Raw genomic sequence first — 12,366 nt, 5'->3', positions numbered from 1 at the left:
GGTGTGTCGTGGAACAACTATGACGCCGGATCGACCTCCGTACGTACCCAATCATGAAACTCGCCGATGTGGTGCTCGGCGGGAACCAGTACGCCGCCGCGGCGGTAGGCACGAGAGGACATGCCCGGCTGAGTGCGCTCACACGCGGCGAAGTCCTGGAGATTGACCCGGTGGAACAACTCGACCGACTTGTCCAGGTCCGCACCTGAATCCACCACTTCTCGCCGATAGAGCCAGTCGCATTCGACAACCGTGGCGTCGACCGCCACCGGGTACATCCGGTGCACGATCACATGGTCGGGTACCAGGTTGATGAAAACCTGCGGCCGTACCGTGATGGCGTAGTACCGGCGATCTTGCGCATCCGACAACGCCGGCAACGTCCCGTGGCCGGCCGAACCGTCGACGGTGAATCCTTCGACATCCTCGCCGAACAGTGCGCCGTGGCCCACGTAGTACTGGGCCGCCAGACCGTCGGCGAACTCCGGCAGCACCTCGGTCAACTCCGGGTGGATGGTGGCGCAGTGATAGCACTCCATGAAGTTCTCGATGATGAGCTTCCAGTTCGCGGCGACCTCGTACCGCTCACGTCGGCCCAGTACCAACTGATCGACCTCGTATCGCTCGATCGACTCCGTGCTCCCGAGCCTGTCCGTCACGGCGCCGACGACCTCGTCGGCAAACGACGGCGGGGTGTCGGCCAGACAGACCCACAGGTAGCCGAGCCACTCGGTGGCGGCGACGGGGATCAGACCGTAAGCGGCCCGGTCGATGTCACCGAGATCGGCCAGGTTGGGTGCAGCGACGAGTTTTCCGTCCAGCCCGTAGGTCCAGGCGTGATACGGGCATTGCAGATTGCGCCGCACCTGCCCCTCGGGCTGGTCACAGATGAGTGCACCGCGGTGACGGCAACTGTTGAGGAACGCACGTAATGTCCCGTCGCGACCCCGGACGACCAGCACGCTTTCGCGACCGACCACGACTGTGCGGAACGAGCCTGCCGTGGGTACATCGGCGGCGAGCACGGCGCAGAACCACATCCGCTCGAAGATCCGCTCCTGCTCGGCCGCGAAGAAACTCGGATCGGTGTACGCCTCGCCTGCGAGCGTGGGAATCAACGCCGGTTCCGAAAACGTAGAAGAGGGCCTCGAGGGATGACGCCCCGATGCCGGCGAATCCGCCGGCTCGGTGACGGTCATGCGCTTGCCAGTCTGGCCGGATCGAACAGGGCGATCGGATGGTCGGTGGTGCCGTGCTCGACCAGATCGGCGAGTATCTCCCCGACCACTGGCACGAACTTGAACCCGTGGCCCGAGAACCCGCAGGCGACCGAGACGTTGGTGTGCAGCGGGTGGCGGGCGATGACAAAGTTCTCGTCCGGAGTCGTCGAGTACATGCACGTGGCCGTGTCCAGAACCGGACCGCTCAACCCCGGAAGCAACTGCGAAACCCGGTCCAGCATGTCCCTGCGCTCATCCGGGTGAACTTTCCGGTCGATCGTGTCCGGTGTGCATTCGGTTCCCTTACGGAAGAACGCCACCTTTGCTCCGCCTGCAGGACCGTCGATCGGCGGGAACCCGTAGATCTGCTCGACGTTGTTGTTCTCCTGGATGTAGATCGGGCCGCCTTCCATCGACGGCGACCCCGGCGAGTGATCGATCCAGTACATCACCTGTCGCTCGATCTTGATCCGGATCCCGATGTCGGACAGTATGTTCGGTGCCCACGCGCCCGGGCACACGACGAGCTGCGGGGCCTGATACGTACCGGCCTCGGTGCGGACGCTCACCCCGTTGACGTCGTCGGTCCACGAGAGCGCCGGTTCTCCGAAGTGGAGGTCGGCACCCGCCCGCTCTGCCAGCCCGATGTGGGCCCGGACGGTGAACTCTGGTCGTGCGAAACCCGCCATACGCTCACAGAGTGCATACTGTCCCGCGGGCGGCTCAAAGGCCGGAAAGCGTTGGTGCACCTCACGATCGGTCAGTACCTCGTGGTCCAGACCCCACTGCTCTGATGCCCGCAGTGAACCAGAGAAGGTCGTCGAGTCGGGTGGGCCGATGAACAGACCACCGGTGATCGAGTAGACGTCGACACCGCTGTTCTGCTTGAGCTCCTCCCACAGTTCGTAGGAGCGCAGCAGCAGCGGCACATAGGCGGGGTCTTCGAAATACGACTGCCGGATGATCCTCGATCCGCCGTGGCTGGACCCCTTGTCGTGCGCAGCCGCGAACCGCTCGAGCCCGAGGACCCGCATACCTCGGCGCGCCAGGTGATAGGCGGCCGATGATCCCATCCCGCCCAGACCCAGGACGATGACGTCGTAGTTCCCCGCGCTGCGGTCACTCAATTGTTCACTCCGATCAGACCTTTGACACGTGCTCCCTCTGGGTCGACGAGCACCGGTTCGGTGATGGCGAAGTCGAGGAGCTCCCCGAAGTACTCCACGGCGACGGTGTCTCCGACAGACAGGTGCGGCGCCAGTCGGGCATAGCAAATCGTCCGGCCCACCAGTGCGGAGTATGCAGCCGAGGTGACAACGCCGACCACCTGACCGGTCGCGGACACCGGCTCGCCACCCATGACGATCGCCTGTGGGTCTCGAGCGACGAGGGTGTGGAGCTTGGAGCGCACCACCCTCGCCTCGAGCGCGTGCCTGCCGAGGAAGTCGTGCATCTTTCCCACCGCGAAGGACAACCCTGCTTCCTCGGGAGACATCTCGGCATCCACGTCGGTGCCCCAGGCGCGGTAACCCTTTTCCAGGCGCAACACGTCCAGCGCCCCGCGCCCCGCCCACACCGCACCGAGTGGTTCTCCCGCGTCCGCCAATGTGTCCCACAACAATTCGCCGTGCGCGGCGTCGGCGTATATCTCCCAACCCAGCTCGCCGACGTAGGAGATACGCATCATGGTCACCGGAATGCCGCCGATGATCGCGCGGGCAGCCTGGTAGTAACCAAGTGTGGTGTCGTACAGATCGATCGAGCACAGAGGCGCCACCAGTTCACGGGCCAGCGGCCCCCATACACCCACGCAACAGGTGGCGGCGGTGATGTCGGTGACGATGACGTCGGCGTCGGCTCGATGACGTTGCAGCCAGTCGATGTCCATCGGTCCGTTTATACCGAGTTGAAAGGTGTTCTCGCCCAGCCGGGCAACCGTCACATCACTGCGGACACCGCCGGACTCGTCCAGGAGCAGCGCGTAGATCACCGTCCCGATCGGTCGCCGCACCGTACGGGTCAGCATCCTGTCGAGGAAGTTCGTGGCGTCGGCGCCCGTGACCTCGATCCGCATGAGCGACGTCATGTCATACAAGCCCACACGGCGGCGGGTTGCGAGGGCTTCGGCCGGCACGATCGGCGACCAGTTCCGGCCGGCCCATCCGTCGCGGGGGTATGTGACGTCGCAGTCGACCAAGCCCGCGTTGCTCTCGAACCAGGCCGGTCGCTCCCACTCTCGGCCGGTGTGGAACACCGCTCCCGCGTCCACGTGCCTCGCATGGAACGGGCTCGTGGCGACGCCGCGCTGCACCGAACGTTGGTCGCGGGGATGGATGATGTCGTACACCTCGACAAAAGCCTGTGCACTCGTGTCGGCCACGTAATCGACCGAAAGCTGCGGAGTGGTGAACCGGGCGAGGTCACAACCATGGAGATCGAGGTCGGGGGTTCCGGCTGTGATCCACCGGGCCATCGTCCTGGCCACACCGGCCGAATGCGTGACCCACACCGCCTCCGCCACCCAGAATCCGGACAGCGCGGGATGTTCGCCCATCATCGGGCCCCCGTCCGGGGTGAACGAGAAGATGCCGTTGAACCCCTCGACCACGCCGACTTCGGCAAGCGCAGGCAGAAGGCGCACCGACTCGGTCCAGGCAGGAGCGAAGTCGGTATCGGTGAAGGGCAGCATCGAGGGCATCGGCTGGGCCGCGGTCAATTCCTCGAGAGAGGCCATGTCCACCGGCATCGGGCGATGCCCGTAGTAGCCGATGCCCACCGCCTCGCCGTGCTGGCGATAGTAGAGGTCGGCGTCCTGATGCCGAAGAATGGGCAGTCTCGCGTCGGCGTGGCCTCGCGCTTGATCGCGATGATCCCGAAGAACAGGCAGCGCAGTGGTTTTGGCGTACTGGTGCCCCATCGGGACCAGGGGCACGCGCAGTCCGACCAGGTTCCCGAGTTCGGCGCCCCAGAACCCGGCACACGAGACCACGACGTCGGCCTCGAACGTGCGCTCGGTAGTACGGACACCGGTCACCACACCAGCCCGTTGGCTGATCTCGATCACCTGCTGGCCACCGAAGAACGTTGCGCCCCGGTCGATTGCCCGCCGCATCTGCATCCCGATCGCGGCCGGCGCACCGGCCAGGCCATCGGCGGGTGTATGAAGGCCACCCAGAACGATGTCTCGATCAATCAGCGGATGGAGTCGCGCGCACTCGTCGACATCGACGACCGCGGCTTCGATTCCCTCGACCTGCGCCCAGCCCGCCTTCCGGTGCAGGTCGGCCAGTCGCTCGGGCGTTGTGGCAACCTCGAGCCCGCCGACAGTGTTGAAACAGAGGCTGTCCGCCGTGTTCAACGACCTGAACTTGGTGGCCGTGTAGTGCGCGAACTCCGCCATGGTCCGCGACGGGTTGGTCTGGAACACCAATCCGGGTGCGTGCGAACTTGACCCACCTGTCATCGGCGTCTGACCAGGGGCGAGTGGACCGCGGTCGACGACGGTCACCTCTGTGTATCCCAGCGCTGTCAGCTCATCGGCCAAGGCCGATCCGACCACACCCGCACCGATGATCAGAAATCGCGGTTGCACCACCCGGGGACTCCAAACGTTTGCGGCGAGACGGCCCGAACGTTGCGTATTACGCAACGCGTTCGTGCCCTACGCAACAAATGGTGAAGCCGCGCCAACCATGTGTCAAGCGGACAGCTCAATCGAGCAGCTCAGCCCGGGAAGCCGAGTCTCCGGCTCACGTCCAGGGCCGCACCACATAACCGAGGCGAGAACGCATCCATCGCGTCAGGTGTGAGCCGAAAGCTGGGTCCGGAGATACTCAGCGCCGCAATCACATCGCCGGTGTGGTCACGAACCGGCGCAGCGATCGCATTGAGGCCGTCCTCGAGCTCTTCGACTGCGCAGGACCACCCGCGCGCCGAGATCAGTTGCAGCTGCTCGCGCAACTCCGTCAGGTCGGTGATGGTGCGAGGGGTGAACCTCTCGAGTTCATCACCGAGGGTCTGCCCCAACCGCCCTTCCGGCACGGCGGCGAGGAGGACCTTGCCGCTGGATGTCGCGTGCGCGGGCGAACTCTGCCCCACCCAGGTTCGCAGCGCGATCCCGAGCGGGCCGCTCGCCTCGGTGATGTTGATCGCCCGATCACCTTCCAGGATCGCCAGATTCACCGTCTCGCCGGCCTCGTCGGCAAGCGCCTCACAGATCTCGCGACTCTCCTTACCCAGATCGCGGGTCGCCATCGTCGCCCCGGCCAACCGCACGATCGTGAAGCCGAGCCGGTACTTGCCGCGATCAGACAACTGTTCGACGAACCCCCGCGCCTCGAGGACCGAGACGATCCGGGACACCGTCGACTTGTGGACTCCGAGGGTGTCGGCAATATCCGACACCCCGCCCTGGCCCTGGCGGGCAAGGATCTCCAGCACCTGGAGGGCGCGGTCCACCGACTGGATCGATGCGGGACGGGTTTCACTCTCGGCTTCAGTCATCGTCGCTCAGCCTAATGCGGCGCTCCCGGGACACCGCCGGAACCGGCCGGTCGGCTTGACTGACGCTTCGCCGGATGCGACGCTGTTGCGCATACCGCACTTAGTTGCAACTGACGCAACTCAACCGTATTGAGTTGTACACCGACTTCATCGAGGCTGCCATGACAATCACTCCTGACCAGGCCGTTCAGCACTACTTGGTGTCCACTCTCGACGCCCTGCCGGCCGGGGAGGTTGCGCGTGTCACTCCCCCGGGTCAGCCACCCATCGCTGTGTTCCACACCGAAGACGGGGTGTTCGCGATCGACGACACCTGCACGCACCAGGAGACGTCGCTGGCCGACGGTTGGGTGGAAGGCTGCGCGGTGGAGTGCCCGCTGCACGAAGCCTGCTTCGACCTCCGGACCGGACTGCCGTCGGGACCCCCGGCGAAGATCGCGGTCCGCACTCATCAGACCCTGGTCGAGGACGGCCGGATCTACCTGCAGCTCTCCGGGCACGACGCCGCGTGAGCGGGACGCCATCGGACACCACGGCCGAACCATCGCTCGCAGACCCGTCCACCGCCTCCGTGGCGATCGTCGGGGCCTCGCTTGCCGGTCTGTCGACCGCCCGGGAACTACGCGCACTCGGGCACACCGGCGAGATCACCCTCATCGGGGCGGAGGGCCATCTGCCCTATGACAGGCCACCACTGTCGAAAGCTGTTCTGTGCCAAGGGTTGGTCAGCGTACCCGTCGGCCTGACCGACGACGAGGATGTGAGTGCGTTCCGATGGCGCCTGGGATCGTCGGCGATCGGCATCGACCATCACGCAGCCGGGCACGATGTACTGCTCGACGACGGCACTTCGGTCACCGCAGCGACCGTGGTGGTGGCGACCGGCGCTCGGCCGCGCACCCTGATCGGCGCAGACATGACCGGCGTACACACCCTCAGAACCCTTGACGATGCCCTCGAGCTCCGCGAATCCATGCAGCGTGGCGGTCACATGGTTGTGATCGGCGCCGGTTTCGTCGGATGTGAAGTGGCGTCGAGTGCAACAGCAGTGGGCATGGCGGTGACCATCGTCGAGGCGTCCGAGGCCCCCGGTGCGGCCCTGCTCGGTGCGCGACTGGCGCACTGGCTACACAGCGTGCACGCCGGCCACGGGGTGACCTTGCGTACCGGGACAGCGATCGAGACGATCAACGGAACCGCCCGGGTTGAGTCGGTGACGCTCGCCGACGGCACCGAACTACCGGCAGACACTGTGGTGATCGGAATCGGAGCCCTCCCCAACACCGAGTGGGCTGCCGCATCCGGGATGGCGATCGACCGCGGCTTCCTCACCGACGAACGGTGCGCCACCGCGGTGGCCGGCGTATACGCGGTCGGAGACTGCGCCCGCGTGTACAACCCCATCACGGCTACCCATGTGCGACAGGAACATTGGGCGGCGGCACTCGATCATGCACGACGAGCGGCGCGGTCGCTGCTGCGCCTGCCTCCGCCGAAGTACACGGCGCCGTACTTCTGGTCGGATCAGTATGATCTGAGGCTTCAGGTGTGCGGGACCATACCCGCGGGGCACTCGCCCACCATCGTCGAAGGCAATCTGGAGTCGGATCGCTTCGTGGCGGTGTATGGCGACGTCGACGAGCCCGTCGCCGTGGTGGCGGCGGGCGGTGGCCGCACTTTCACCCGACTACGCAAATACATCGACCGTTCAGAAGATCGGCGCCGAACCGCGCAGGTGCTCGAACACCAATGACGTTGTGGTCCCGGCCACCTCGGGACGCGAGTTGAGCATCTCCACGAACTGACGAAGCGTCTCGGTGTCGGCCGTGGCCACATGGAGCAAGTAATCGTCCGTACCTGCGAGAAAGAAAACGTCGATCACCTCGTCGTGCACACCGATCTCCGCCACGAAGCGACGGATCTGGCCGCGCGCGTCCGATTGCAGACTCACCGCCACCATCGCCCGTAGCGGTCGTCCAACCGCAGCCGGGTCGATATCGGCGAAGAACCCGCGCACCACTCCCATGTCGACCAACCGGCGAATCCGGCCATGGCAGGTCGAAGCGGCGATGCCCACCTCGGCAGCCAGGGCACTGTTGGACATACGCGCATCGGCTTGCAGCAACGCCAAGATCTTGCGATCGACATCGTCCAGCCCGGCCGCCCGCGGTCGAACATTATTCGGCTCAGGTGACATGCGAACCTCCGAGATCGAAGAATTATCGGAACAGACACGACTATCGAGAATTATCGTCACACATATTGCGCAGGAATCGAACAAGTTTCACGCTTGGACCTACCTCAAATCACAAGGAGTACGTCATGCGTGTCGGAATCCCACGCGAGATCAAGAACAACGAATACCGGGTCGCGGTGACCCCGGCAGGAGTGGCCGAACTGACTCGGCGGGGCCACGAGGTCATCATCGAGCAGAACGCCGGCGCCGGATCTGCCATCTCCGACACCGATTTCAAAGAAGCCGGCGCGCAGATATTGGGCACCGCCCAGGCCGTATGGGAGCAAGCCGAACTCCTGCTCAAGGTGAAAGAACCCATCGCACCCGAGTACGAGCTGATGCGAGAAGGTCAGGTGCTCTTCACCTACCTGCACCTCGCGGCGAGCAGGGCGTGCACCGACGCCCTGCTCCAGTCCGGTACCACTGCCATCGCCTACGAGACCGTGCAGGCCGCGGACGGTTCGCTTCCGCTACTGGCACCGATGAGCGAGGTCGCCGGTCGGCTGGCCCCGCAGGTCGGGGCCTATCACCTGATGCGGTCGGCCGGTGGACGTGGTGTGTTGATGGGCGGGGTCCCGGGTACCGCCCCCGCCGACGTCGTGGTGATCGGGGGCGGGGTCAGTGGTGTGAACGCCGCAACCATCGCAATGGGCATGGGGGCGACGGTGACCGTTTTCGACCTCGACATCGCCAAGCTCCGTGCGATCGACGCCCGCTTCTCCGGTCGGATACACACCCGGTACAGCACCGCGCTCGCGCTCGGCGAGGCGGTCAAGAACGCCGATCTCGTGATCGGCGCGGTTCTGGTCCCAGGCGCGAAAGCCCCTGTGCTGGTCTCCAATACGCTGGTGTCGGAGATGAGAGAAGGATCGGTCCTTGTCGACATCGCCATCGACCAGGGTGGATGCTTCGAGGACTCGCGACCGACCACACACGACGACCCGACGTTCATGGTGCACGGCTCGGTGTTCTACTGCGTGGCCAACATGCCGGGCTCGGTCGCCCGGACCTCGACGATGGCGCTCACAGGCGCAACCTTGCCGTACGTACTGAAGCTGGCCGATCTCGGATGGGCCGAGGCGCTGCGTCGCGACACCGCACTCGCCAAGGGCTTGAGCACCCACCGAGGTGAGATGCTGTGCCCGCACGTGGCAGCCGATCTCGAGATCCCGATGGGCGCATCGCCCTTCGACGACTCCGCTCACGCGGGTGGGTCGACGAACTCCCGAACAGACAAGTAGTGCGACATGTTCTCCATCCGCCGCTGGACCGCCGACACCTCTCGCACGGCCTGTCCGACAAGACTGCGGTCCAGCGGTGACAGTCTGGACATGGTGAGCACGTCCGTGGCCCTCTCACCTCTGTCGAGTTGGGCTACCTGGTAGGTCAACCGAATCTTCTGCAGTACCTCGAACACCTCGATGAGGGTGTTGGCGTTGTCCTCGGTGAGCATCGGACTACCTGCGGCAGCGCCCAACCGTGCGCGCGTACCCAACTCCGGACTCTGCACGCTCAACGCAGCCCACCGGGCAATGTTGATCACGGGAATCAACGCGTGGGACTTGATGTCGAATGTTCCACCGCGCCGCGACAACACGTCGCGCATCGAGCGGAGTTTCGCTCGGTACGACAGCGATTCGGCAAGCAGCAGTCGCATGGTGCCAGGATGCGACCGCACGTTGCCGAACACCTCGGACACGGCGGTGACACCGGGATCACCCCAGATGGGCCGGCCATCGAGCAGTAGGGAGGCCAAGATCATGCCTTTGTTGTCCAGGGGCGAAATCAGCCACTGCTTGGCCGCTTCCTGCCACTGACTGTGGGTGCGGGAGAACAGTGGCATCGCTGCCGATGCGCCGTTGCTGTCGATGCTCAGCCCGCAGCCGCGTAAGACCTCGCCGACCTCGGCGAACGCTGCGCGATACGCCGCTATCGACTCCGGGTCGTTCACCGATTCGGCGAACGAGACCGCACTGTCCACATCAGAACTGAGAACTGGTTCCCGGCGCGCGTTGCTGCCGAGCGACAGCCAGGTGAGGGCGGCGGGGTCCAATTCTGGGTGCCCACCCAAGACGATCTCGAGGGCACGGCGCACCACGGCATCGGTGACCACCGACAGAACGGCGGTGACCTCGAAGGACGGTCGACCACGTCGCAGCAGATCAGCCACCAGGTATCGCATCCGCTTGCCACGGTCCTGCAGGGTGTCGATCGAGTCGGCACGCGTGATCTGTTCTCGCAGAGCAACACTGATACCCGCAGGGGCATTGACGAAGTCACCGGGCAGAACAACTCCCCGCAGCGTGCCGCCCGGATCGACCACCGGGACGCAGGTCAGATCGTGCTCCAGAATGTTGACGAGTACGTCGGAAGCGGGCGCATTGGTCACCGCGGTGATCGCGGGGAAGGTCATGACCTCGTGCACCGGGGTCCGCAGATCTGCTCCGGTGGCGACCACCCGGGCTCGGATGTCGCGGTCGGTCAGCACACCGAAACGCCCGTCGTCACAGGGGATCACGATGTAGCCGCTGCGATGCTCGGTGATGGCCGATGCGGCCTCTCGCACCGTCATCGATCCGGAGCCGACCACCGGGGCCGTGCGGATCAGCTCGTCCACGGTGCCGTAGTCGTTGATTGACAACGAGTCGGTGCGTTGCGCGACGGTGAGCTTGCGGGCGAGGAACTCGGCGCCCGCAAGGGACGAGAAGACCGCCCGCACAGCGTGATTGGGGACACGACAGACCTGGACCGGGCCAGCCGCGATGGCGAGTGGCCCGATCGACGATCCGGTCAACATCGCCGAGTAGCCGAACACCCCGCCCGGCCCGAGGATCTCGTCCGGACCATCGGGTTTGTGATCGGGCGAGTTCCACAGTTCCACCTGGCCGGCTACGACAACGGCGAGTTCCTCGACGGGTCGACTGAATCCGTCCATGATCTGGCTTCCGGACTCGTGGTGCTCGAGCCGCGACGACGCAGCGATCCGTGCGATCTCCGACTCGTCGAGCGAGTCGAACGGCGGGTAGGCGGCAAGGAACTCCGCTATCTGGACCATTGACTCATCGTGCCAGGCCGGGACCCGATCAGCAGATCAGACCGGTCAGTGACTTCGGCAACTGCCGACGGGAGCGGTATGGGCCGACCACCGCGGCCCCCATGGGCCGGCTCAGCAACTCGCCTGCCACCCGGCTCGTGTCGGACACGGTGACCCGTTCGATCTTGCGAAGCGTCTGTTCGACGGAGAGCTGCTTGCCGTAGTTGATCTCGCCGCGTCCGTTGCGATGCATCCGGGACTGAGAGTCCTCGAGCCCCAGCACCATGCCGCCGATCAACGAACCCTTGGCGCGCACCAGTTCTTCCTCGGTGATGCCCTCGCGGGCAACCTGGGACAGGATCTCTCCGGTGACGGTGACGACCTCGGCCAGATGGTCGGGCGAACAACCGGCATAGACGGAGAACGCTCCGATGTCGGCAAACGAATCAACCGACGAGTAGACCGAGTAGGCCAGACCTCGCGACTCGCGGATCTCCTGAAACAGCCGAGAACTCAGCCCGCCCCCGAGCGCGGTGTTGAGCACCGACAGTGCCCATCGATCCGGATTGCCCCTGCCGGGCGCGCGAACACCGAGGAGGATGTGTACCTGTTCGGTGTCGCGATAGGACAACTCGAGTGATGGCAGGCCACCGATCGTCTTGCTTCCCACACGAATCGGGGCGGGCGCGGCGCCGCCGTCGAGATGACCGGCGAAGGTGGACCGAACTGCTGCGAGAACGTCAGCGTGTGAGACGTTTCCGGCGACCGACAGCACCATCTTGTCGGGTGTGTACCGACGACCGTGAAACGACTTGATCTGCGTTCGGGTCATGTCGGTGATCGATTCTGCCGACCCGATGACCGGCCGTCCGATCGGATGGTCCCCGTACATCGCCGTCATGAACAGATCCGCGAGCAGGTCTTCGGGGTCGTCGTCGCGCATCGAGATCTCCTCGAGCACAACGGTTCTCTCCACCTCGACGTCCTCGGCGCGGCAACGACCGCGCAGCACCACGTCACCGACGATGTCGATGGCCGTGGCCAGGTGCTCGTCGAGTACGTGCGCGTAGTAGCAGGTGTGCTCTTTGCCGGTGAAGGCGTTGAGTTCACCGCCGATGGCATCGATCTGCTGCGCCGTACTCGCTGCCGTTCGTGTGGGCGTCGACTTGAACAGCAGATGCTCGAGAAAGTGTGCCGCGCCGGCAACCGACGGCTTCTCATCACGCGAACCGACCGCCACCCAGAGGCCGACCGATGCGGACCTGACCCCCGGGATGTGTTCGGTGACCACCCGCAGCCCGCCGGGCAGCACGGATCTCCGTACTGCCCGGTGGCTTGCGGTCGACGCGGACTTCGGCCGCGACGAGGTCAAA

Annotated in this window: 10 protein-coding genes; 3 read left to right on the top strand and 7 right to left on the bottom strand. The window is 65.1% G+C overall.

The genetic code is table 11. The features are described from left to right. Positions 1-17 precede the first annotated feature (17 nt). The 4 genes from CSW57_RS23200 to CSW57_RS23185 all read right to left on the bottom strand — a co-directional run bounded on the left by CSW57_RS23200 (position 18) and on the right by CSW57_RS23185 (position 5,723). Positions 18-1,199 (bottom strand): aromatic ring-hydroxylating oxygenase subunit alpha, encoded by a 1,182-nt coding sequence (locus tag CSW57_RS23200; protein ID WP_099384962.1) that lies wholly within the window; start codon positions 1,197-1,199, stop codon positions 18-20. Continuing rightward, positions 1,196-2,293 (bottom strand): N-methyl-L-tryptophan oxidase, encoded by a 1,098-nt coding sequence (gene solA, locus CSW57_RS23195; RefSeq protein ID WP_099385065.1) that lies wholly within the window; start codon positions 2,291-2,293, stop codon positions 1,196-1,198. The genes CSW57_RS23200 and solA overlap by 4 nt, the downstream gene beginning before the upstream one ends. A 50-nt stretch (positions 2,294-2,343) precedes the next feature. After that, on the bottom strand, positions 2,344-4,815 hold the full coding sequence (locus tag CSW57_RS23190) for a GcvT family protein (RefSeq protein WP_099384961.1): 2,472 nt from the start codon (positions 4,813-4,815) through the stop codon (positions 2,344-2,346). A 128-nt stretch (positions 4,816-4,943) separates the two neighbouring features. Continuing rightward, positions 4,944-5,723 (bottom strand): IclR family transcriptional regulator, encoded by a 780-nt coding sequence (locus CSW57_RS23185; RefSeq protein ID WP_099384960.1) that lies wholly within the window; start codon positions 5,721-5,723, stop codon positions 4,944-4,946. Between the two features lie 161 nt (positions 5,724-5,884). On the opposite strand from CSW57_RS23185, the gene CSW57_RS23180 reads away from it, so the two are divergent. After that, positions 5,885-6,235 carry a bifunctional 3-phenylpropionate/cinnamic acid dioxygenase ferredoxin subunit gene (locus tag CSW57_RS23180; RefSeq protein ID WP_099385064.1) on the top strand — a complete coding sequence of 117 codons (351 nt, stop codon included), beginning with the start codon at positions 5,885-5,887 and terminating at the stop codon, positions 6,233-6,235. Further along, positions 6,232-7,476: an NAD(P)/FAD-dependent oxidoreductase gene (locus tag CSW57_RS23175; protein WP_099384959.1), complete on the top strand. Its 1,245-nt coding sequence runs from the start codon at positions 6,232-6,234 to the stop codon at positions 7,474-7,476. Before CSW57_RS23180 ends, CSW57_RS23175 begins: the two co-directional genes overlap by 4 nt. Here the strand turns inward: CSW57_RS23175 and CSW57_RS23170 are convergent. After that, positions 7,432-7,920, bottom strand: coding sequence for an Lrp/AsnC family transcriptional regulator (locus CSW57_RS23170; RefSeq protein WP_099384958.1), 489 nt, complete (start codon positions 7,918-7,920; stop codon positions 7,432-7,434). The genes CSW57_RS23175 and CSW57_RS23170 overlap by 45 nt on opposite strands. 125 nt (positions 7,921-8,045) lie before the next feature. On the opposite strand from CSW57_RS23170, the gene ald reads away from it, so the two are divergent. Further along, positions 8,046-9,200 (top strand): alanine dehydrogenase, encoded by a 1,155-nt coding sequence (gene ald / locus CSW57_RS23165; protein ID WP_099384957.1) that lies wholly within the window; start codon positions 8,046-8,048, stop codon positions 9,198-9,200. Here ald and CSW57_RS23160 read toward each other — a convergent pair. After that, positions 9,161-11,014: a putative nucleotidyltransferase substrate binding domain-containing protein gene (locus tag CSW57_RS23160; protein ID WP_099384956.1), complete on the bottom strand. Its 1,854-nt coding sequence runs from the start codon at positions 11,012-11,014 to the stop codon at positions 9,161-9,163. The two genes, ald and CSW57_RS23160, sit on opposite strands and share 40 nt — an antisense overlap. Before the next feature lie 28 nt (positions 11,015-11,042). Then, a complete protein-coding gene (locus CSW57_RS23155; RefSeq protein ID WP_223249460.1) occupies positions 11,043-12,365 on the bottom strand; it encodes a M16 family metallopeptidase in 1,323 nt (440 codons plus the stop codon). Between the last annotated feature and the right edge of the window lies 1 nt (position 12,366).

Origin of the sequence: Williamsia muralis, assembly GCF_002735905.1 — a bacterium.
GTDB lineage: Bacteria > Actinomycetota > Actinomycetes > Mycobacteriales > Mycobacteriaceae > Williamsia > Williamsia muralis_A.
Note: the sequence above shows the minus strand (reverse complement) of the source record. Positions and strands in the feature narration are given on the sequence as shown.

Bases quoted from the DNA above. Each gene is read 5' to 3' on its own strand.
- CSW57_RS23200 (WP_099384962.1), bottom strand. From the start codon at position 1,199: ATGACCGTCACCGAGCCGGCGGATTCGCCGGCATCGGGGCGTCATCCC.
- solA (WP_099385065.1), bottom strand. From the start codon at position 2,293: ATGGGATCATCGGCCGCCTATCACCTGGCGCGCCGAGGTATGCGGGTC.
- CSW57_RS23185 (WP_099384960.1), bottom strand. From the start codon at position 5,723: ATGACTGAAGCCGAGAGTGAAACCCGTCCCGCATCGATCCAGTCGGTG.
- CSW57_RS23180 (WP_099385064.1), top strand. From the start codon at position 5,885: ATGACAATCACTCCTGACCAGGCCGTTCAGCACTACTTGGTGTCCACT.
- CSW57_RS23170 (WP_099384958.1), bottom strand. From the start codon at position 7,920: ATGTCACCTGAGCCGAATAATGTTCGACCGCGGGCGGCCGGGCTGGAC.
- ald (WP_099384957.1), top strand. From the start codon at position 8,046: ATGCGTGTCGGAATCCCACGCGAGATCAAGAACAACGAATACCGGGTC.
- CSW57_RS23160 (WP_099384956.1), bottom strand. From the start codon at position 11,014: ATGGTCCAGATAGCGGAGTTCCTTGCCGCCTACCCGCCGTTCGACTCG.